Origin of the sequence: Qipengyuania sp. YIM B01966 (assembly GCF_016461955.1) — a bacterium.
In the GTDB taxonomy this organism is placed as follows: Bacteria; Pseudomonadota; Alphaproteobacteria; order Sphingomonadales; family Sphingomonadaceae; genus QFOP01.
The window spans coordinates 63125-83280 of record NZ_JADMNM010000004.1 but is presented as its reverse complement, the minus strand read 5'-3'; the positions used below and the strand labels follow the sequence as shown (position 1 = coordinate 83280).

The window sequence follows — 20156 nt, the reverse complement described above, 5'->3', positions numbered from 1 at the left end:
GCTTTTTCTTTGGGCTTTCTATCGGATTGGCGTGATGAGCGAGAGTGACGAGAACAGGCTGGCAGCGGCGCTCGCCCGGCTGGATGCGGCAGGCGATGTGAGCGAGGTCGAGGCGGTGCGGATCGACGCGCTGGGCAAGCAGGGCTGGATCAGCCAGGCGCTGAAAACGCTGGGCACGATGGACCCCGAGGCGCGCGCCGCGGCCGCCCCGCGCATCCAGGCGCTGCGGGCCGAACTGTCCGATGCGATCGCCGCCAAGAAGGACGCGCTCGAAGCGGCCGAACTGTCCGCCCGCCTTGCCGCCGAGACGATCGACCTGACGCTGCCTGCGCCCGAGGCCCCGCGCGGCACGATCCACCCGGTCAGCCAGGTGATGGACGAACTCGCCGAGATCTTCGCCGACATGGGCTTTGCCGTCGCCACCGGCCCGGAGATCGAGGATGGCTGGCACAATTTCACCGCGCTCAACATGCCCGAAAGCCACCCGGCACGGGCGATGCACGATACGTTCTACTTCCCGGATCGGAACGCCGCAGGGGAGGAGATGCTGCTGCGCACGCACACCTCCCCGGTGCAGATCCGCGCGATGCAGGAGCAGGGCGCGCCCTTGCGGATCATTGCGCCGGGCCGCGTCTATCGCAGCGACAGCGACGCGACGCATACGCCGATGTTCCACCAGATCGAAGGGTTGGTGATCGACAAGGGCATTCACCTTGGCCACCTCAAATGGACGCTGGAAACTTTCCTGCGCGCCTTTTTCGAGCGCGACGATGTGACGCTGCGCTTGCGTCCTTCGTACTTCCCCTTCACCGAGCCTTCGGTCGAGGTCGATGTCGGGTACAGCCTGGTCAATGGCAAGCGGGTCATCGGCGGCAGCGAAGGCTGGATGGAAGTGCTCGGCAGCGGGATGGTCAACCGCCGGGTGATCGCCGCGGCCGGTCTCGATCCCGATGAGTGGCAGGGCTTCGCTTTCGGCACCGGGGTCGATCGGCTGGCGATGCTCAAATACGGGATGGACGATTTGCGCGCCTTCTTCGACGGCGATGTGCGCTGGCTGGCGCATTACGGCTTTGCCGCGCTCGACGTGCCGACGCTGTCGGCTGGCGTAGGGGTGGCCGCATGAAGGTCGCGCTGTCCTGGCTCAAGCATTTCCTCGATACCGATGCCTCGGTGGAGGAGATTGCCCGCACATTGAACGCCATCGGGCTCGAGGTCGAAGGGGTGGAAGACCCGGCCGAAAAGCTGGCCGGTTTTCGCATCGCCCGCGTGCTCACCGCCGCGCGGCACCCCGATGCTGACAAGCTGCAGGTGCTGACCGTCGATACGGGTGAGGGCGACCCACTACAGGTGGTCTGCGGCGCGCCCAATGCGCGGGCGGGCCTCGTCGGCGTGCTCGGCCTGCCCGGCGCGGTTGTTCCAGCCAATGGCATGGTGCTGAAGAAATCCGCCATCCGCGGCGCGGAATCGAACGGCATGATGTGTTCGACGCGCGAGCTGGAACTGGGCGATGATCATGACGGGATCATCGAACTCCCCGAAGATGCGCCGGTGGGCACGCCCTTTGCCGAATATCGCGGCGCCGACCCGGTGATCGACATCGCGATCACCCCCAACCGCCCCGATTGCATGGGCGTCGAAGGGATCGCGCGCGATCTCGCCGCGGCGGGGATCGGCACGTTCAAGCCGCACCGCGCCGAACATCAGGCGGGCAGCTTCCCCTGCCCGGTTGAGATCCGCACCGACGATCCCGCCGGCTGCCCGGCGTTCTACGGCCGGGTCATTCGCGGGGTCAGCAACGGTGCCTCGCCCGACTGGATGCAGTCCCGGCTGATTGCGGCGGGCCAGCGGCCGATCTCGGCGCTGGTCGACATCACCAATTATGTGATGCTCGCTTTCGGCCGCCCGGCGCACGCTTACGATCTGGCCAGGTTGTCGGGCGCGGTGGTTGCCCGCAAGGCGCGTGATGGCGAGAGCGTAACCGCCTTGAACGGCAAGGAATACACGCTCGACCCCACGATGACGGTGATCGCCGATGATGCGGGCGTCCACGACATTGCCGGGATCATGGGCGGCGAACATTCGGGCTGTACCGAGACGACGCGCGACGTGCTGCTGGAAGTCGCCTTTTTCGACCCCGAACATATCGCGGCTACCGGACGCAAGCTCGGCCTCACTTCCGATGCGCGCAGCCGGTTCGAACGCGGGGTCGATCCCCAATTCCTCGATCCCGGGCTGGATATTCTGACCGATCTGGTGCTGCGAATCTGCGGCGGCGAGGCAAGCGAGATTGTCCGTGCGGGCGCCCCGCCGGTGGCGAAAAAGGTCGTCGCCTACGATCCCACGCTGGCGGCCACGCTGGGCGGGGTGGTGATTGCCGAAGACGAACAGCGGCGCACGCTGGAGGCACTGGGCTTCACGGTTGATCGCAACTGGAACGTCACCGTGCCCGGCTGGCGGCCGGATGTGGATGGCGCGCCCGATATCGTCGAGGAGGTGGTCCGCATTCACGGGCTAGACCGGATCGAGAGCGTGCCGCTGCCGCGCCCGGCTGGTGTTGCCCGGCCGACCGCGACGGCGGCGCAGAAGCTCGAACGGCGCGTCCGCCGCGCGGCCGCCGCGCGCGGCGCGCACGAGGCGGTGACGTGGAGCTTCCTTCCGCAAGCAGAGGCGGCGCATTTCATCCTTCGACAAGCTAAGGATGGGCGGACGATGGGGGAAAACGCCACCGCTCAGACCGACGGGGCAATGGGTGACCCCGCCAGCGCTCACGCCGAGCCTGTCGAAGCAGGAGCGCTCGCCCAGGCATGGACCCTCGCCAATCCGATCAGCGAGGACATGAAGATAATGCGCCCCTCGCTGTTGCCGGGGCTGCTGATGGCGGCGAGGCGTAATCTTGATCGCGGGGCGGCGGGTTTGCGGCTGTTCGAACTGGGCCGGCGCTATTTGCGCGCGCCCGACGGGGCGAGCGACGAGCGGCTGACGCTCGGCCTGGTGCTGGCAGGGGAAAAGACACCGCGCGGGTGGGCGTCCGGCAAGGCGCAAAGCTTTGACGCCTATGACGCCAAGGCGGAGGCGCTGGCGCTGCTCGCCGCCGCCGGGGCGCCGGTCGAGAATCTGCAAGTGATGCAAGAGGCCGGGCCGCAGTTCCACCCCGGCCAGTCGGCCACGCTGCGGCTGGGGCCCAAGACCGTGCTGGCGCGGTTCGGGATGCTTCACCCGGCAACGCTCAAGGCGTTCGATATCGACGCGCCGGTGGCGGCGGTCGAACTGTTCCTTGACGCCATCCCGGTCAGGAAAGCGGCAGGCGGCCCTTCGACTGGGCTCAGGACAAGCTTTGCCCGCGCAGCCTATGCCCCGCCGGCATTGCAGGCGGTGACGCGCGACTTCGCTTTCCTCGTTCCGGCTGAAACGCCGGCGGGCGATATGGTGAGGGCGGTCAAGGGCGCGGACAAGGCCAGCATCGTCGCCGCGCGCGTTTTCGACGATTTCCGTGGGGCTGGCGTGCCCGAGGGACGCAAATCGCTGGCGATTGAAGTGGTGCTGCAACCGATCGACAAGAGCTTCACCGATGCCGAGTTGAAGGCGATCAGCGACCGCATCGTCGCCGCCGCGGCGAAGCTGGGCGCGGAGCTGCGCGGATGACGCCTGCCGTGCGCCCGGTCGAAAGGGTTGCGCTCGTCACCGGCGCCAGTGCGGGGATCGGCGCGGCGACGGCGCGCGCGCTGGTCGCAGCGGGCTGGCGCGTGGTCGGCACTGGCCGCCGGGCCGAGCGATTGGCCGCACTGGCGGAGCAGTTGGGGGCCGATCGCTTCCACCCGCTCGCTTTCGATATCCGCGATGTCGCCGCCCGCGATGCCGAACTGGCCGCGCTGCCAGAGGCGTTTGCCGGGATCGACCTTTTGGTCAACAATGCCGGCCTCGCCCTCGGCACCGCGCCCGCGCAGGCGAGCGATCCGGCCCAGTGGCAGGTGATGATCGACACCAATATCAGCGCTCAGGTGGCCCTCACGCACGCGCTGCTGCCGGGGTTGATCGCGCGGCGCGGGGCGATCATCATGCTGTCCTCGGTCGCGGCGACTTATCCGTATCCCGGCAGCAATGTGTATGGCGGGACCAAGGCGTTCATCCGCCAGTTCGCGCTCGGCCTGCGCTCGGATCTGTATGGCACCGGGGTGCGGGTGACCAGCATCGAACCGGGCATGGTCGAAACCGAATTCACCCTGGTCCGCACCGGCGGCAATGAAGCGGCGCACGCCGCGCTCTATGGCGGGGCCAGCCCGATGACCGCCGAAGACATTGCCGAAACCGTCCGCTGGGTGGCCGAACTGCCGCCGCATGTGAACATCAACACGCTCGAACTGATGCCGGTGAGCCAGAGCTTCGCCGGCTTCCAGATCGCGCGCGAGGCCTGACCCGATCCCATGACCGCCAACCGCCGTACCTTTGCGATCATTTCGCACCCTGACGCGGGCAAGACCACGCTGACCGAAAAGCTGCTGCTGCAGGGCGGGGCGATCCATCTCGCCGGCGAGGTCAAGGCACGGGGGCAGGCGCGGCGGGCGCGCAGCGACTGGATGAAGATCGAGCAGCAGCGCGGGATCTCGGTCACCTCCAGCGTGATGACCTTCGAGCGCGAGGGCGTGGTGTTCAACCTGCTCGACACGCCGGGGCACGAGGATTTTTCCGAAGATACCTACCGCACGCTCACCGCGGTCGATTCGGCGATCATGGTGATCGACGCGGCCAAGGGGATCGAGCCGCAGACGCGCAAGCTGTTCGAGGTGTGCCGGCTGCGCTCGGTGCCGATCATCACCTTCGTCAACAAGGTCGACCGCGAGGGGCGCAGCCCGTTCGAGACGCTCGACGAGGTGGCCGATGCGCTGGCGCTCGACGTGGTGCCGATGAGCTGGCCGGTGGGGATGGGCGGCACGTTTCAGGGCGTGCTCGATTTCGCCACCCGCCTGGTCAGCCGGCCCGAAGGCGACAGCCGCGAATTTCTCGGTCTGCGCGAAGCGGCCGAGCTGCCGGCCGAGATCGCCGAAGAGGCCGAACTGGCGGAGGGCGGCTATCCGGCGTTCGACCTCAAGGCCTACCGCAATGGCGATCTGACGCCGGTCTATTTCGGCTCGGCGCTGAAGAATTTCGGGGTCGGCGAACTGATCGACGCGCTCGCCCGCTATGCCCCGCCGCCGCGCCCGCAGCCGAGCGAGGCCGGGCCGATCGCGCCCGACAACCCGGAAGTGACCGGATTTGTGTTCAAGGTGCAGGCCAATATGGATCCGATGCACCGCGACCGGATCGCCTTCATGCGGATGGTTTCGGGCACCTTCAAACGCGGTATGAAGCTGGTGCCGTCGGGTCTCGGCAAGCCGGTCGCGGTCCATTCGCCGATCCTGTTCTTCGCGCAGGATCGCGAGATTGCCGACACCGCCGAGGCGGGCGACATCATCGGCATTCCCAATCACGGCACGCTGCGCGTGGGCGACACGCTGAGCGAAAAGAACCAGGTCCGCTTCACCGGCCTGCCTAATTTCGCGCCCGAAATCCTGCGCCGCGTGGTGCTGCGCGATCCGACCAAGACCAAGCAGCTGAGAAAGGCGCTCGACGATCTGTCGGAAGAGGGGGTGATCCAGGTATTCTATCCCGAAATCGGCGGGCAATGGATCGTCGGCGTGGTCGGCCAGTTGCAGCTCGACGTGCTGGTTTCGCGGCTGGCGGCGGAATACAAGGTCGAGGCGGGGCTCGAACCGGCGCCGTTCGCCACTGCCCGCTGGCTCAAGGGGAGCGAGGCCGATCTGCGCGGCTTCGAGGCGATCAACCGCGCCCATCTGGCGCGCGACCGCGACGGGGATCTGGTGTTCATGGCCAAGAGCGCGTGGGACGTGAATTACCAGCAGGAAAAGAATCCCGACATCGCCTTTGGCGCGACCAAGGAACGCTGAGAAGCGAGCGGCGCGCGGGGATGCAGCTGACCTTTGCCAGTTACAACATCCACAAGGCCGTCGGCCTCGACCGGCGGCGCGATCCCGACCGCATCCTGGCGGTCCTGCGCGAAGTGGATGCCGACATCATCGCGCTGCAGGAGGTCGATATGCGGCTGGGCGAGCGCGCCTCGGTGCTGCCGCGCGCGGCGCTCGACGACACGCCGTGGCGGGCGATCGCCGTCAATCGCCGCCCGCGCTCGCTCGGCTGGCACGGCAATGCGCTGCTGGTGCGGCGGGGGATCGAGGTGGTCGGGGCGACCGCGATTGACCTGCCGACGCTGGAGCCGCGCGGCGCTGTGGTCGGTGAACTGGCGCTGGAGGGGCGCCATCTGCGGATCATCGGCACCCATCTCGACCTGTCGGGCCTGCGCCGCCGCGACCAGATCCGTGCGCTGCTGGCCCATCTCGAAGCCTATGCCGATGCGCGGCCGGCGGTGCTGATGGGCGATTTCAACCAATGGGGGCAGAAGGGCGCGATGCGCGAGTTTGTCGGCGGGTGGCAGGTGGCCGAATGCGGCCGTTCCTTCCCCAGCCGCCAGCCGGTGGCCAAGCTCGACCGGATTGTCGCCTCGCCCGAATGGGTCTGCACCGACAGCGGGGTCCACCATTCGGCGCTGGCCGCGGTCGCATCCGACCATCTGCCGATCTGGGCGCGGCTGGAACTGCCCACCATTTAATCCGCTGCCGAAATTTTCAGCACCCTAAGGCCGCGTGTCTTGCCCTTATGTTGCGTTGCAGCGCGGATTAGGGAAATGGCACGCGGCTTGCATCGCTCCCTCCGCCGCAATTGCAGGGGGACGTATGGAGCAGGGCAGCATTTCACTGGCGCAGGACCTTCTGGCAACCGCTGCGCCCCTGGCCGAGGCGGCGGCGGCGGTGCCCGATCCGGGCAACAACGCCTGGATGATGATCTCGACCGCGCTGGTGCTGCTGATGATCCTGCCCGGCCTCGCATTGTTCTATGGCGGGCTGACGCGGGCCAAGAACATGCTGTCGACCATGACGCAGGTCGGCGGCGCCGCCGCGCTGGCGATGCTCGTCTGGGTCGCCTGGGGCTATGCGCTGGCCTTCGGACCGGAAGGCAATGCGTTCATCGCTTGGGGCAAGTTCTTCCTCGCCGGGGTGACGCCCGACAGTACGGCAGCGACCTTCAGCGAGGCGGTGATTAGCGAGTATGCGTTTATCGCCTTCCAGATGACCTTTGCCGCGATCACCGCCGCGCTGGTGCTGGGGGCGACGGTCGAGCGGCTGAAATTCTCCGCCGCAATGGCCTTTACCGTGCTGTGGCTGACGCTGGTCTATCTGCCGCTCGCGCATATGGTGTGGGCAACCGGCGGGCTCCTGTTCGAATTGGGCGCGCTCGATTTTGCCGGCGGGACGGTGGTGCATATCAATGCCGGGATATCGGCGCTGGTGCTGGCGCTGTTCCTCGGCAAGAGGCGCGGCTATCCGGCGGAGCCGATGCCGCCGCACAGCCTGACGCTGACGATGCTCGGCACCGGGCTGCTGTGGGTCGGCTGGTTCGGCTTCAATGCCGGCTCGGCGCTGGAAGCGAATGGCACCGCGGCGCTGGCGATGATCAACACCTTTGTCGCCACTGCCGCCGGCGCGCTGGCGTGGATGGCGCTGGAGCGGCTCGCCGGACACCGGCCCAGCGCGCTGGGCTTCTGTTCGGGGGTGATCGCCGGGCTGGTCGCGGTGACGCCGGCGGCCGGCAATAGCGGCCCGCTGGGCGCCATTGCGCTGGGTATTGTCGCGACCATCGCCGCCTATCTCGCGGTTGCCAAGCTCAAGCACCGGCTGGGCTATGACGACGCGCTCGATGTGTTCGGCATCCACGGGGTCGCGGGTATCGTCGGCGCGCTGGGCACGGCGATCGTCTATCAGCCGGCGCTGGGCGGGCCGGGCGATGGCAGCACCGCGCTGGTCGCGCAGCTCGGCATCCAGGCGCTGGCGGTGGCCATCGCGATCGGCTGGGCCGCCTGCGGCACTGCGCTGATTGCCGCGCTGCTGAAGGCGGTGATGGGCCTGAGGGTCGATCCCGAAACCGAATATGAAGGCCTCGATCTCGGCGAGCATGGGGAGCGGGCTTACAATTGATTGCGCTTGGGCAGGGCCGGCGTCTCCTCTCCGGCCGGCCTTGCCCTTCCTGTGTTCCGCCTGCGAACACACGCCTTGTCGGGCCGGAGCGCAATCTCCGGCCCGTTTTTTTCGCTAGGCCAGCGCGGTTTTCACGAAATCAGCGCAGCGTTCGTCGATCATGATGCCGTCACCCTTCAGCAAAAGTGTGCGCACTTTTGCTCCCGGAATGGTGGCCACCGGCGGCCGAGCATCATCCCAGCGCAGCCTTCACGAAATCGGCGCAGCGTTCGCCGATCATGATGCTCGGCGCATTGGTGTTGCCCGACACCAGCTGCGGCATGATCGATGCGTCGGCCACCCACAGCCCATCCACCCCGCGCGCCTTCAGCGTCGGATCGACCACCGCGCCGTCATCGGCGCCCATGCGGCAGGTGCCGACCGGGTGATAGACGGTGTCCGCCCGGCTGCGGATCATCGCGTCAAGTTCGGCATCATTGTCGAGGTTGACGGGGTGCCGGTCGCGCGGCTGGTAATCGGCCAGCGGCGGCGCATCGACGATCCGGTGCGAGAGCCGCACCCCCGCGCGCAAGGTTGCCATGTCGCGTTCGTCATCAAGGAAGTTGGGGTCGATCACCGGCGCATCGGCAATGTCCGCGCTGCCCAGCCGCACCGTGCCCCGGCTTTCGGGCCGCAGGACACAGGCGTGGAGCGAGAAGCCGTGCCCCTTGATCTTGGCGCGGCCGTGATCTTCCAGCATCGCCGGGATGAAATGCCATTGCACATCGGGCGCCGGGGCGTCGGGCATCACGGTCCAGAACCCGCCTGCTTCGGCATAGGGGCTGGTCATGATGCCGGTACGGCGGCGGCGGTGTTCGGCAATCGCGCGCAGCATCCGCATATTGCCTTCGAAACTGGTGCCGATGAAGCTGCGGTTCTCGGTCTCCCAGCTCGAGACGTAATCGATATGGTCCTGCAGATCGCTGCCGACCGCCGGCTTGTCGAGGATGACAGCCACCCCGTGCTCGCGCAAATGCTCGGCCGGGCCGATGCCCGAGAGCATCAGGATCTGCGGCGAGTTGAACGCCCCGCCGCTCAGCACCACGCCGCCGCGCGCGGTGATGGTGCGGCGACGATTGCCTGCGCGATAGGTGACGCCGGTGACCCGTCCTTCGCTGATTTCCAGCCGTTCGACCATCACCCCGATGCGGATGTCGAGATTGCGGGCCTTCTTCAGCGGATCGAGATAGGCGCGTGCGGCGGACCAGCGCTCGCCGTCCTTCTGGGTCACCTGATAGAGGCCGAACCCGGCCTGCTTTGGGCCGTTAAAATCGGTATTGCGCGGCAGTTGCAATGCGGCGGCGCTATCGATGAACTCGCGGCTCGCCGGATGGGCCCAATGCTGGTCCGACACATAGAGCGGCCCGCTGCCGCCGTGATATTCGCTCGCACCGCGCTCGTTACGCTCGGCGCGTTTGAAGTAGGGCAGCACATCGTCATAGGCCCAGCCGGTGCAGCCGAGCGCGGCCCAATTGTCATAATCCCATGGGTTGCCGCGAATATAGAGCATCGCGTTGATCGCCGAGGAACCGCCCAGTCCGCGCCCGCGCGGCTGATAGCCGGTGCGCCCGCCCAGCCCCTTCATCGGCGCGGTTTCGTAGCGGTAATTGTGCTTGCCGCGCAGGAACGGCATGAAGCCGGGCGTCGTCACCAGCATATCGTTGTTGCGCCCGCCCGCTTCGAGCAGGCACACCCGGCGGCGGCCATCTTCGGCCAGCCGCCCGGCCACCGCGCTGCCGGCGCTGCCCCCGCCGATCACGATCACGTCGAATTCGTCCATCATCCCGCTCTCCCGCATTGGCGGGATGCTAGGGCGACGGGTTGCCTTCTGCAACTTGCCTTTGCGCGGCGCACCGGGCGCGGATCATGTCGGAGGTTTCGCGGCTGCCATCATGGCTCCAGCCAGGTTCGCGCCACAGGTAGGACAGCTTGTGCCGCCACGGCGCGGCGGCGACATCGCGGGCTATGCCGACCCATTCGTGAAACACCGCCCAGACGAGATTGAAGCTGCCGAGCTGTCTGACAATGCCATAGCGGATCGGCTCGTCATCGACTTCCGGCTCGAACGTGCCGAACCAGCGATCCCAGATGATGAAGACGCCGGCATAATTGCGGTCGAGATAGCGCGGGTTGGTCGCGTGATGGACCCGGTGATGGCTGGGCGTGTTCATCACCGCCTCGAACCAGCGCGGCATCCGCCCGATCGCCTCGGTATGGATCCAGAACTGGTAGATCAGGTTGAAGCCGGCGCAGATCGCCAGCATCGCCGGGTGAAAGCCGATCAGCACAAGCGGCAGGCGGAACAGGAACGATCCGGCGAAGAACCCCGTCCAGGTCTGCCGGAGCGCGGTCGACAGGTTGTAATGCTGGCTGGAATGGTGATTGACGTGGCTGGCCCAGAACCAGCGCACGCGGTGCGCGGTGCGGTGGAACCAGTAATAGGCCAGATCGTCGAGCACGAAGGCGATCGGCCAGACCCACCATTGCCAGCCGATGTCGAGCAGGCGGAACTGGTAGAGCCACATGGATGCCGCCAGCACCAATCCGCCAAACAGCACCCCGGCGAGCGTGCTGCCCAGGCCGAAGGCGAGGCTGACCGCAGTGTCGCGGGGCTCGTAGGCTGACGCCCGCCGCCGCTTGGCCCACAGCATTTCGGCCAGCACGAGGCCGACGAACAGCGGCACGGCATATTGCGTGGGGTTGAAATCGGCCATGGCGCTCAACCTAGCGCAGCGATGACCGTGGCCCAAGTGTCAGGATTATCGAGCTTGAGGGTGACAGGGCCGAAGCGCGGGTCGTCGGGCACGATCCTGAGCCGCCCGTCGGGTTCCAGCACAGTTGCTGCCCCGCGGGTCAGCAGGCGGCCGGCATAGTGTGCACCGTGTCGGCGCAGCAGGACAACGCGACCGTCACCGTCGCGGGCCAAGGCTGCCTCTCCGGTGGGGTCGGGTGCGGTTGCGACAGCGGTGAAGCAGGGCACCGCGGCGAGCGCCGCAGCCGCGATCCGCTCGGCCGTATCGAGCCGTTCGGCTTCGTCCGGCGTGCCGAGCTTCAGCCAGGCCGCGATCGCCACCAGTGCGCTGATGGCGGCGAGCGAACCGAGAAACTGGAGCGCCTGCCCCGCCATGCGGGTCAGGCCGGGCGCGCCTGCGCGGCAAGCACGTCCATTGCCTGCCGCACCGGGGCAAGGTCATAGCCGGCAGCGGCCGCCTGCTGCGCCAGCACCGCCGGATCGTCGCCGGCGCGGGCGCGGGCGAGTGCCCACAGCAGTGTCGAGCGGGTCCCGGTGCGGCAGAACCCCAGCACCGGCCCATCTGCTGCGGCGAGGGCCTCGGTCAGCGCGTCAACCTGCGGCGCGCCGAAACCGCCGCCAGCAACGGGAATTGCGACATAGCCAAGCCCGGCGGCCCGCGCGGCAGCGGCAATCTCGGCGCCGGCCGGCTGGCCTTCCTCCTCGCCGTCGGGGCGGTTGTTGACGATCAGCACGAAGCCCTGCTCGGCCGCGGCGGCGACGTCGGACGGGGCCAATTGCGGACTGACCGCCATATCGGGCGTCAATTGGCGGAACTGGCTCATGCGGCCTTCTCCCTCTGGCGCCGGTTGCGCTGGATGATGTTGAGGATCTCGACCCCCACCGAAAAGCCCATCGCGGCGTAGATATAGCCCTTGGGCACGTGGAAGCCGAAGCCGTCAGCGATCAGCACCAGACCGATCATCACCAGGAAGGCCAGCGCCAGCATCACCAGCGTCGGGTTCTTTTCGATGAACCGGGCCAGCGGATCGGCGGCGATCAGCATGATCCCGACGGTGATTACCACCGCCGTGACCATGATCGGAATGTCGTCGGTCATACCAACCGCGGTGAGGATCGAATCGACCGAAAAGACGATGTCGATGGCGACTATTTGCGCGATCACCGCGCCAAAGGTGGCAGCGCCGGCCTTGAGCTTGCCGGGTGTCTTGTCGAGCAGCTCGCCCGAATCATCGGCCGGCTCCATCGAGTGGTGGATTTCCTTGGTCGCCTTCCACAGCAGGAACAGACCGCCGGCCAGCAGGATCAGGTCGCGCCCCGAAAACGCGGTTTCGAAGCTGGGCTTGCCGTATTCATTCAGCGCACCCTCGATGCCAAGGTCGAAAATCGGCGTTTGTAGCGTGACCAGCCAGCCGATCAGCATCAACAGCATGATGCGGAACACCAGCGCCAGCATCAGGCCGATCCGCCGCGCCTTCTGCTGCTGATGGACGGGGAGCTTGTTGGACAGAATCGCGATGAAAATCAGATTGTCGACCCCCAGCACCACCTCGAGCGCAATGAGGGTGAGGAGGGCAGCCCACGCCGCCGGGCTGGAGAGCAGTTCGATCAGTTCCATCGTCGGTTCCTTGCCTAAGCCCCCGCGCGATGACAAGCCGGCTGGCGAGGTTCGGCCCATGCGAAAATGTCACAAAGATGCGTCATTGGGCGGCGCGGTGTTAAAGTATTCGCATGACAGGCGATTGCGCGCTATGGTCGGGCTTTGTCGGTTGGGGGCTCGGGGGAATCCTTGCGCGCGGCCGCTTTTGCCGGGATCGGGCCGTTCACGGTTCCGGCAGCACGACGCAAGACGGCAGACGAAGGTAATTGCGGGATTATGGGTTACGACAGAGGGCGCCGGGGCCGCGGCAAGGACAAGCGCGACGGTTTTGGTGAAGAAGGTTTCGATCCGTTCGGCGGTGGCGGCGATTTCGGCGGTGGTGACCGCTTCGGCGGCGGCGGCGATCGTTTCGGTGGTGGCGGCGACCGGTTCGGCGGTGGTGGTGATCGTTTCGGTGGCGGCGGCGGCGGTTTCGGCGGCGGTCCGCGCGGCCCCGGTGGGCCGCGTCCTGGTGGCGGTGGCGGCGGCGGGTTTAACCGCATGCCCCCGCAGGTCGTCGGCACGGGCAAGGGCACGGTCAAGTTCTTCAACGGCCAGAAGGGTTTCGGCTTCATCCAGCAGGAAACCGGCGGTGAAGACGTGTTCGTGCACATCAGCGCGGTTGAACGCGCCGGGCTCGAAGGGCTGGCCGAGGGGCAGGAACTCGAATTCAACCTGGTCGATCGCGGCGGCAAGGTATCGGCGCAGGATCTCCAGATCGTCGGCGATGTCATTCCCGTGCAGTCGCGCGGCGACCGTCCCGGCGGCGATCGGGGCGATCGCGGTGACCGGCCGGCGGCCCCGCAGCGCGAACTGACCGGCGAACGTGCCACCGGCACGGTCAAGTTCTTCAACGCGATGAAGGGTTTTGGCTTCATCGTGCGCGATGACGGCCAGCCCGATGCCTTTGTGCATATCAGCGCGGTCGAACGCTCGGGCCTGTCGGCGATCAACGAAGGCGAACGCTACGAGTTCGACCTCGAGGTCGATCGACGCGGCAAATATTCGGCGGTCAATCTGGTCCCGGCCCAAGGCTGAGCCCGGAGCGGCCCGGTGTTTGACCGGGCATTTCAGACTGCCTAGAAGCACCGAAATGGCGGCCGCACTGGCCGCCATTTCTCTTTCTTTCATCCAGACCGCCGAGGTTTTCAGATGTCGATCACCCCCCTGATGCCCGTTTATCCGCGTTGCGGCGTGCGCCCGGTGCGCGGCGAACATTGCCATCTGATCGACGAGGACGGCACGCGCTATCTCGATTTTGCGAGCGGCATTGCGGTCAATCTTCTCGGGCACTCGCACCCCGGCCTGATCGGCGCGATCCAGCGCCAGGCGGAAACGCTGATGCACGTGTCCAACCTCTATGGCAGCCCGCAGGGCGAGGCGCTGGCCCAGCGGCTGGTCGATCTGACTTTTGCCGACACCGTGTTCTTCACCAACTCCGGCGCCGAGGCGGTCGAATGCGCGATCAAGACCGCGCGCGCCTATCACCAGCATGGCGGCAACGATCGGCGGTTCGAGCTGATCACCTTCACCAACGCGTTCCACGGGCGGACGATGGCGACGATCAGCGCGTCCAATCAGGACAAGATGCACAAGGGTTTCATGCCCCTGCTCGCCGGGTTCAAATATGCCGAATTCGACGATCTGGCGAGCGCCAAGGCGCTGATGGAGCCGAATACCGCCGGCTTCCTGGTAGAACCGATCCAGGGCGAAGGTGGCATTCGGCCGGCCAGCCACGAGTTCATCAGCGGCCTGCGCGCATTGGCCGACGAGCATGATCTGATGCTGGTGTTCGACGAGGTGCAGTGCGGCGTCGCCCGCACGGGCAAGCTCTATGCTTACGAACATTACGGGATCGCGCCCGACATCCTCGCCACCGCCAAGGGCATTGGCGGCGGGTTCCCGCTGGGCGCGTGCCTCGCGACCGAGAAAGCCGCGCGCGGGATGGGCCTTGGCACCCACGGATCGACCTATGGCGGCAATCCGCTGGCGATGGCGGCGGGCAATGCGGTGCTGGATGCGGTGGCCAATGACGCTTTCCTGGCTGAAGTGAGCGAGAAGGGTGAACGCATCCGCACCCGGCTCGAACAGTTCATCGGCAACTATCCCGATGTGTTCGACAGCGTGCGCGGCAAGGGGCTGATGATCGGCCTCAAGCTCAAGAGCGAAAGCCGCCCGTTCTATGTCCATTTGCGCGACAAGCATCACTTGCTGACCGTGGCGGCGGGCGACAACACGCTGCGCATCCTGCCGCCGCTGGTCGCTGGCGATGCCGAGATCGACGAGTTCTTCGATCGCCTGTCCGCCGGCACGGCAGATTACGAGCCCGCTGCATGACGGGGCTGCGGCATTTCCTCGCGCTCGGCGATGCGGGCGGTGACGCAATCGCGGCGATGATCGGCGATGCGCTGGATCGCAAGGCAGCGCGCAGCGGCCAGCCGCGCGGCCGGGCCGATGAGGATGCGCCGCTCGCCGGGCATGTGCTGGGGATGATCTTCGAGAAAAGCTCGACCCGCACGCGCGTCAGCTTCGACATTGCCATGCGGCAGTTGGGCGGCAGCGCGCTGATCCTCGATTCCGGCACCAGCCAGCTTGGCCGCGGCGAGAGCATCGCCGACACTGCGCGCGTGCTCAGCCGGATGGTCGATGCGATCATGATCCGCACCGATGATCATGCCAAGCTGGAGGAACTGGCGCATCACGCCAGCGTGCCGGTGATTAACGGCCTGACCGACCTGTCGCATCCCTGCCAGATCGTCGCCGATCTCGTCACGCTGATCGAGCGGGGCAAGGCGCTGCCCGGGCTGGAGATTGCCTGGCTGGGCGACGGCAATAATGTGCTGCACTCGCTGATCGAGGCGGCGGGATTGATGAAGTTCAACCTGCGCATCGCGACGCCCGCGGGGTTCGAGCCGGATAAGGGGTTTATCGACCGGGCGCGCGCTGCGGGCGCGGGCGTCACCCTCACCCGCGACGCGGGCGAAGCGGCAACCGGCGCGGACGTCCTGGTCACCGATACGTGGATTTCGATGGGGCAAGAGCACGCGGAGGCGAAGCTCGCCGCGATGCAGCCTTACCAGGTTGATGCGGCGCTGATGGCCCGGGCGAAGCCCGATGCGCTGTTCCTCCATTGCCTGCCGGCCCATGTCGGCGAGGAGGTCAGCGCCGAGGTGTTCGAGGGGCCGCAATCGGTGGTATTCGACGAGGCGGAAAACCGGATCCACGCGCAGAAAGCGATCTTGCGCTGGTGTTTCAGGCAAATATAGCGCCGCTCACGTTGGAATCGCTGCGGGCACGCCCATATCTGCGCCGATGACTGACACCGCCGAAATCCGTTCCGATCGCCCGCTGACCTTCACCATCCCCGCGCGCGATGTGCGCGGCCGGGCGGTGCGGCTCGACCGGGTGCTGGACGAAATACTAGCCGCCCACGCCTATCCCCCGGCGATCACGCATCTGCTGGCCGAGGCGCTGGTGGTGACGGCGCTGATTGGCTCGCTGATCAAGCAGGATGGCGGGCAGATGACCATGCAGGCGCAGACCGACGGTGGCACTGTGCGCCTCCTGGTGTGCGACTGGCGCGAGGGGGAACTGCGTGGCTATGTCGATTTCGACGGCGAACGGTTGGCGGCGCTGGGGGCAAATCCGTCCCTCTACGCGCTGTTCGGGCAGGGCTATCTGGCGATCACTTTCGATCGAAGCGGCGAGGACGGTCGCTGGCAGGGGATTGTGCCGCTCGAAGGCGCATCCCTGGCTGAAGCGTGCGAAAGCTATTTCGCGCAGTCGGAGCAGGTGCCGACATTGATCCGCGTGGCGACCCGGCTCGACGGGGATCGTTGCCGGGCCGGGGGAATGCTGGTGCAGCATATGCCAGACGGCGAGGAGGGGCGTGAGCGGCTGGCAGCGCGGGTTGAGGACCCGTCATGGGACCATGTCGCGGTGCTGGCGGGAAGCGTGCGCCACGAGGAACTGCTGGATACCGACCTTCCGCTCGAAGCACTGGTTTGGCGATTGTTCCACGAGGAGGATGCGGTGCGCGTCGCTGCCGGTCCAGTGATCGTTCGTGGCTGTCGCTGCACGGCCGCGCATTACGAGCAGATCATTCGTCGCTTCCCTGCCAGCGAACAGGCAGAAATGCGCGATGCGAACGGACAGATCGTGGTGGATTGCGCCTTCTGCTCGCGCCAATTCTGTCTCGCACTGTGACACGGCTTGTCATTGGTAGGGAACGGTTCATCGCGCTAGGATTAGTGTAGGCGAAGGTTCGACCAGGTAATTGTCATGACCAAAGACGCACTTTTCACCCTCGAGGCTGCGGCGGCGCTTGCTACCGCGCTGACGCTATTCGCAGCACCGGCAACAGCGCAGGCGCCCGGGCTTGCCATGCTCGGGCAGCTTGATCCGGGCCTGTGGGAATTGCGCTTTCGCGATGGCGCCGCGCCGCGCCGGCTATGCCTCCGCAATGGGCAGGAACTGGTGCAGTTGCGACACGCGGGATCGACCTGTCGCCGCTATGTCGTTGAGGACAGCCGGGATCAGGTGACAGTGCAATATACCTGCCGCGGCAATGGTTATGGCCGGACCAGCATTCGCCGCGAATCCGATACGTTGGTCCAGATCAGCGGCCAAGGCATCGAAGCGGACCTGCCGTTCGAATTTCAGGCCGAAGCGCGCCGGGTCCGTACCTGCGGCTGAGCGCTCGACGCGCGGCATTGCCCCTGTCGGCCACCAGCGCTAGCGGCGGTGCATGGATAATCATGACAAGCCTGGGGCGGCGGTGGTGTTGCTGTCCGGCGGGCTCGACAGCATGGTCGTCGGAGCGCTTGCACGAGAGCGCGGCCTGGGGCTCCACGCACTGACCGTTGATTACGGTCAGCGCCATCGCCGGGAACTCGACGCCGCGCGCGCGATCGGCGCGCGTCTGGAAGCCGAACGACACGTGTTCCTATCACTCGATCTCCGGCAATTCGGCGGTTCGGCGCTCACTGACGATATCGCGGTGCCCAAAGAGGGCGTCGACAGAGCGATCCCGGTTACTTACGTCCCCGCACGCAACCTCATCTTCCTCTCGCTGACCACGGGATTTGCCGAGGCCAGCGGTGCGCGCGATATCTTCATCGGGGTCAACGCGCTCGACTATTCCGGCTACCCCGACTGTCGTCCCGAGTTCATTGCCAGCTTCGCTGAAACGGCCCGGCTGGCCACGCGCATCGGCGCCGAGGGCGACCCAGTAACGATTCATGCGCCGCTTCAACACATGACCAAGGCCGACATTGCCCGCGAAGCCTATCGCCTGGGGCTCGACCCGGCGTGGAGCTGGTCCTGCTACGACCCGACGCCCGAAGGACTTGCCTGCGGGCTGTGCGATTCGTGTCGCCTGCGGAGAAAGGGGTTTGCGGAAGCCGCGCTGGTCGATACTACACGCTACGCGGCCGATGCGCCGGGGGATTGAGAGGATATGTGGCCGCGCTGAAACCCGATGAGCTGACCGACGAGAAAGTCCCGGCCTATAGCTGGTATGTCCTGTTTGTGCTGGTGGTGGTCTACGTTCTCAATTTCATCGACCGCCAAATCCTCAGTATCCTGGCAGTCGAAATCAAGCGCGATCTGGGTTTGAACGACAGCCAGCTCGGCTTTCTCGGGGGCGCGGCGTTCGCCACTTTTTATGCGTTATTCGGAGTACCACTCGGGCGGCTGGCCGATCGGTGGCACCGGGTGCGGCTGCTTACCATCGGCTTGGCACTATGGTCGGCGATGACGGCCGCGTCGGGCCTCGCGCGCAATTTCCTGACGCTATCGCTGGCGCGCATGGGCGTCGGCATCGGCGAGGCGACCGCCAGCCCGACCGCCTACTCGCTCATTTCCGACTACTTCCCGGCGAAGAAGCGCGGGACCGCGCTCGCGATCTATTCCTCCGGGCTGTATATCGGCGGCGGGGTGTCCCTGCTGCTCGGGGCCAAGATTTCGCAGTGGTGGGATGCGGCCAACCCCGGCGGGGGTGCGTTCGGGCTGGTCGGCTGGCAGGCGGCGTTCTTGGCAGTTGGTCTGCCCGGCCTGTTGGTCGCCTTGTGGGTCGCCAGCCTGCGCGAGCCGCGTCATCATGCCGGGGGGATCAACAACGCTGCCGATGGCAAGCATCCTTTGCGTGAGTTTTTCGTCGACCTATCAATGCTGCTGCCGCCCTTCACCTTGGCTCACGCGGCGCGGCGCGGTGCAGGCGCTGTGCTGGTCAATCTTGCCGTGGGCGCGGCGATGGTGGGCTTTGCCTGGTGGATGATCGCCCTGACCGGCAACATCCCCCAATGGACTGCGATCACGTTCGGCTATTACGCGGTGTTTTCGTGGGCATCGACTCTTCGCCAGCACGATCCGGCGACGTTCAGGCTGATCTGGGGCACACCGGCCTTTATCTGCACGGCGCTGGGGTATGGCCTGGTATCACTCGGCGCCTATGCGCTGGCCTTCTGGGCCGCGCCCTATGCCGAAACGGTGCTGAAACTGCCCAAAGATGAACTCGCCTTCATCCTCGGCGCCAACAGCGCAGTGGCGGGCTTCCTCGGCGTCATCATTGGCGGCAGGCTCAGCGATGCGCTGCGCGCACGGTTGCCGGCGGGCCGCATTCTGGTGATCATGTTCGGCATCATTGCGCCTGCGCTGCCGATCTGGGTCGGCTTTACTACCGTGGATCCATTTACCTTTTACCTGATGAATTTTCTCGCCGGGATGTTCGCCGCCGCAGCCCTCGGCGCTGCCGCCGCGACCACGCAGGATCTCGTGCTGCCCCGGATGCGAGGAACGGCGACTGCGGCCTTCTTCCTCTCTACCACGCTGGTGGGGCTCGCCCTTGGCCCGTATATGGTCGGGCAGATTTCGGACCTCACCGGCAGTATGCGCACTGGTGTGCTCTCGATCCTGGCGGTGGTGCCGGTATCGATGGTCCTGCTGATCTACGCCTATCGCGCGCTCCCCGGCGCGGAGGCGACCATCGCAGCGCGCGCCGCGCAGGCGGGTGAACCGGCGAACTAGCCGCTGAGGCGCCCGACCACGCCGCACGCGATCCTTCCGCCGGCATTCCCGGTCGGGTCGGTACGGTAGTCGTCAGCCTGGGCATGAACCACGATTGCGGTGCCATCGTCATCGAAAAGATGCGCCAACGCTTGCGTGGAGGCCGCGCCGAGTTCGGCCGTCACCGATCCGGTGCGCGAGGCGCCAATCTCGATATTCGGCAGATCGCCCAGATGCTGACCGGTGGGCGACAGGGTGCCGTGCGTATTTCCGGCCGGATTGAGGTGCCCCCCGGCAGAGGTGAAATCGGGCGCCTGGCAGCGGCCGATCTGGTGCAGGTGAACCGCGTGCGTCCCGGCGGGCAATCCCGTGACACTCACATTCACGTGCAAGCGGCCGGCGGTGTCGACGAATTGCGCGGTGCCGATCGGCATGCCGGCAGCGTTGGCGATGGTTGAACTGGCCACGGTACGCGGGGCGGCGTCGTAATGCGAGGCGCAGCCGGCCAACGAGGCAGCGGCGGCAAAAGCGAAAGCAGTGTGGTAGCGCGTCATGTGAAGGATCCTATGGAAGCGGCGATCCTTAAACCAACGAAAAAGGGGCCGGATTGCTCCGGCCCCTTTCGCGTAACATTCGC

General features: G+C 66.4%; 19 protein-coding genes. 13 read left to right on the top strand and 6 right to left on the bottom strand.

The features are described 5' to 3' along the window. Positions 1-34: 34 nt before the first annotated feature. The 6 genes from pheS (at position 35) to ILT46_RS06555 (ending at position 8084) form a co-directional block, all read left to right on the top strand. The gene (gene pheS / locus ILT46_RS06580) at positions 35-1123 is read left to right on the top strand and encodes a phenylalanine--tRNA ligase subunit alpha (RefSeq protein ID WP_199503836.1); all 1089 of its coding nucleotides are present in this window, start codon (positions 35-37) and stop codon (positions 1121-1123) included. Then, positions 1120-3642, top strand: a complete 2523-nt coding sequence (pheT, locus tag ILT46_RS06575) for a phenylalanine--tRNA ligase subunit beta (protein WP_199503835.1) — start codon at positions 1120-1122, stop codon at positions 3640-3642. Before pheS ends, pheT begins: the two co-directional genes overlap by 4 nt. Further along, a complete protein-coding gene (locus ILT46_RS06570) occupies positions 3639-4412 on the top strand; it encodes an SDR family NAD(P)-dependent oxidoreductase (RefSeq protein ID WP_199503834.1) in 774 nt (257 codons plus the stop codon). The genes pheT and ILT46_RS06570 overlap by 4 nt, the downstream gene beginning before the upstream one ends. A gap of 9 nt (positions 4413-4421) precedes the next feature. Beyond that, complete coding sequence (locus ILT46_RS06565; protein WP_199503833.1) at positions 4422-5942, top strand: peptide chain release factor 3; 1521 nt, start codon at positions 4422-4424, stop codon at positions 5940-5942. A 20-nt stretch (positions 5943-5962) separates the two neighbouring features. After that, positions 5963-6661, top strand: coding sequence for an endonuclease/exonuclease/phosphatase family protein (locus ILT46_RS06560; protein ID WP_199503832.1), 699 nt, complete (start codon positions 5963-5965; stop codon positions 6659-6661). A gap of 124 nt (positions 6662-6785) precedes the next feature. Next, positions 6786-8084, top strand: coding sequence for an ammonium transporter (locus tag ILT46_RS06555; RefSeq protein ID WP_199503831.1), 1299 nt, complete (start codon positions 6786-6788; stop codon positions 8082-8084). 232 nt (positions 8085-8316) lie between these two features. Here ILT46_RS06555 and ILT46_RS06550 read toward each other — a convergent pair whose 3' ends face one another. Genes ILT46_RS06550 through ILT46_RS06530 form a run of 5 tightly spaced genes read right to left on the bottom strand, consistent with a single transcriptional unit; the run spans position 8317 to position 12493 of the window. Further along, positions 8317-9903, bottom strand: coding sequence for a GMC family oxidoreductase (locus ILT46_RS06550; protein WP_199503957.1), 1587 nt, complete (start codon positions 9901-9903; stop codon positions 8317-8319). 28 nt (positions 9904-9931) lie between these two features. After that, a complete protein-coding gene (locus ILT46_RS06545; RefSeq protein WP_199503830.1) occupies positions 9932-10837 on the bottom strand; it encodes a sterol desaturase family protein in 906 nt (301 codons plus the stop codon). Between the two features lie 5 nt (positions 10838-10842). Continuing rightward, entirely contained in the window at positions 10843-11250 is a 408-nt protein-coding gene (locus ILT46_RS06540) for a hypothetical protein (protein ID WP_199503829.1), read from the bottom strand. A gap of 5 nt (positions 11251-11255) precedes the next feature. Further along, the gene (locus ILT46_RS06535) at positions 11256-11699 is read right to left on the bottom strand and encodes a TIGR01244 family sulfur transferase (RefSeq protein WP_199503828.1); all 444 of its coding nucleotides are present in this window, start codon (positions 11697-11699) and stop codon (positions 11256-11258) included. Next, positions 11696-12493, bottom strand: coding sequence for a TerC family protein (locus ILT46_RS06530; RefSeq protein ID WP_199503827.1), 798 nt, complete (start codon positions 12491-12493; stop codon positions 11696-11698). Before ILT46_RS06530 ends, ILT46_RS06535 begins: the two co-directional genes overlap by 4 nt. Before the next feature lie 258 nt (positions 12494-12751). On the opposite strand from ILT46_RS06530, the gene ILT46_RS12335 reads away from it, so the two are divergent. The 7 genes from ILT46_RS12335 to ILT46_RS06495 all read left to right on the top strand — a co-directional run bounded on the left by ILT46_RS12335 (position 12752) and on the right by ILT46_RS06495 (position 19540). Beyond that, positions 12752-13552 (top strand): cold-shock protein, encoded by an 801-nt coding sequence (locus tag ILT46_RS12335; RefSeq protein ID WP_199503956.1) that lies wholly within the window; start codon positions 12752-12754, stop codon positions 13550-13552. A 114-nt stretch (positions 13553-13666) separates the two neighbouring features. After that, the gene (locus ILT46_RS06520) at positions 13667-14851 is read left to right on the top strand and encodes an aspartate aminotransferase family protein (RefSeq protein ID WP_199503826.1); all 1185 of its coding nucleotides are present in this window, start codon (positions 13667-13669) and stop codon (positions 14849-14851) included. Next, the gene (argF, locus tag ILT46_RS06515; protein WP_199503825.1) at positions 14848-15780 is read left to right on the top strand and encodes an ornithine carbamoyltransferase; all 933 of its coding nucleotides are present in this window, start codon (positions 14848-14850) and stop codon (positions 15778-15780) included. Before ILT46_RS06520 ends, argF begins: the two co-directional genes overlap by 4 nt. Before the next feature lie 46 nt (positions 15781-15826). Continuing rightward, complete coding sequence (gene hslO, locus ILT46_RS06510; RefSeq protein WP_199503824.1) at positions 15827-16720, top strand: Hsp33 family molecular chaperone HslO; 894 nt, start codon at positions 15827-15829, stop codon at positions 16718-16720. A gap of 75 nt (positions 16721-16795) precedes the next feature. Next, positions 16796-17209: a hypothetical protein gene (locus ILT46_RS06505; protein ID WP_199503823.1), complete on the top strand. Its 414-nt coding sequence runs from the start codon at positions 16796-16798 to the stop codon at positions 17207-17209. A gap of 52 nt (positions 17210-17261) precedes the next feature. Beyond that, positions 17262-17966 carry a 7-cyano-7-deazaguanine synthase QueC gene (queC, locus tag ILT46_RS06500; protein ID WP_199503822.1) on the top strand — a complete coding sequence of 235 codons (705 nt, stop codon included), beginning with the start codon at positions 17262-17264 and terminating at the stop codon, positions 17964-17966. A gap of 8 nt (positions 17967-17974) precedes the next feature. After that, a complete protein-coding gene (locus tag ILT46_RS06495) occupies positions 17975-19540 on the top strand; it encodes a spinster family MFS transporter (protein WP_199503821.1) in 1566 nt (521 codons plus the stop codon). Here the strand turns inward: ILT46_RS06495 and ILT46_RS06490 are convergent. Beyond that, positions 19537-20073: a superoxide dismutase family protein gene (locus ILT46_RS06490; protein ID WP_199503820.1), complete on the bottom strand. Its 537-nt coding sequence runs from the start codon at positions 20071-20073 to the stop codon at positions 19537-19539. The genes ILT46_RS06495 and ILT46_RS06490 overlap by 4 nt on opposite strands. Between the last annotated feature and the right edge of the window lie 83 nt (positions 20074-20156).

What these genes read in the sequence shown, in the direction of transcription:
- pheS (WP_199503836.1), top strand. Translation starts at nt 35, where the DNA reads ATGAGCGAGAGTGACGAGAACAGGCTGGCAGCGGCGCTCGCCCGGCTG.
- pheT (WP_199503835.1), top strand. Translation starts at nt 1,120, where the DNA reads ATGAAGGTCGCGCTGTCCTGGCTCAAGCATTTCCTCGATACCGATGCC.
- ILT46_RS06570 (WP_199503834.1), top strand. Translation starts at nt 3,639, where the DNA reads ATGACGCCTGCCGTGCGCCCGGTCGAAAGGGTTGCGCTCGTCACCGGC.
- ILT46_RS06565 (WP_199503833.1), top strand. Translation starts at nt 4,422, where the DNA reads ATGACCGCCAACCGCCGTACCTTTGCGATCATTTCGCACCCTGACGCG.
- ILT46_RS06560 (WP_199503832.1), top strand. Translation starts at nt 5,963, where the DNA reads ATGCAGCTGACCTTTGCCAGTTACAACATCCACAAGGCCGTCGGCCTC.
- ILT46_RS06555 (WP_199503831.1), top strand. Translation starts at nt 6,786, where the DNA reads ATGGAGCAGGGCAGCATTTCACTGGCGCAGGACCTTCTGGCAACCGCT.
- ILT46_RS06550 (WP_199503957.1), bottom strand. Translation starts at nt 9,903, where the DNA reads ATGGACGAATTCGACGTGATCGTGATCGGCGGGGGCAGCGCCGGCAGC.
- ILT46_RS06545 (WP_199503830.1), bottom strand. Translation starts at nt 10,837, where the DNA reads ATGGCCGATTTCAACCCCACGCAATATGCCGTGCCGCTGTTCGTCGGC.
- ILT46_RS06540 (WP_199503829.1), bottom strand. Translation starts at nt 11,250, where the DNA reads ATGGCGGGGCAGGCGCTCCAGTTTCTCGGTTCGCTCGCCGCCATCAGC.
- ILT46_RS06535 (WP_199503828.1), bottom strand. Translation starts at nt 11,699, where the DNA reads ATGAGCCAGTTCCGCCAATTGACGCCCGATATGGCGGTCAGTCCGCAA.
- ILT46_RS06530 (WP_199503827.1), bottom strand. Translation starts at nt 12,493, where the DNA reads ATGGAACTGATCGAACTGCTCTCCAGCCCGGCGGCGTGGGCTGCCCTC.
- ILT46_RS12335 (WP_199503956.1), top strand. Translation starts at nt 12,752, where the DNA reads ATGGGTTACGACAGAGGGCGCCGGGGCCGCGGCAAGGACAAGCGCGAC.
- ILT46_RS06520 (WP_199503826.1), top strand. Translation starts at nt 13,667, where the DNA reads ATGTCGATCACCCCCCTGATGCCCGTTTATCCGCGTTGCGGCGTGCGC.
- argF (WP_199503825.1), top strand. Translation starts at nt 14,848, where the DNA reads ATGACGGGGCTGCGGCATTTCCTCGCGCTCGGCGATGCGGGCGGTGAC.
- hslO (WP_199503824.1), top strand. Translation starts at nt 15,827, where the DNA reads ATGACTGACACCGCCGAAATCCGTTCCGATCGCCCGCTGACCTTCACC.
- ILT46_RS06505 (WP_199503823.1), top strand. Translation starts at nt 16,796, where the DNA reads ATGACCAAAGACGCACTTTTCACCCTCGAGGCTGCGGCGGCGCTTGCT.
- queC (WP_199503822.1), top strand. Translation starts at nt 17,262, where the DNA reads ATGGATAATCATGACAAGCCTGGGGCGGCGGTGGTGTTGCTGTCCGGC.
- ILT46_RS06490 (WP_199503820.1), bottom strand. Translation starts at nt 20,073, where the DNA reads ATGACGCGCTACCACACTGCTTTCGCTTTTGCCGCCGCTGCCTCGTTG.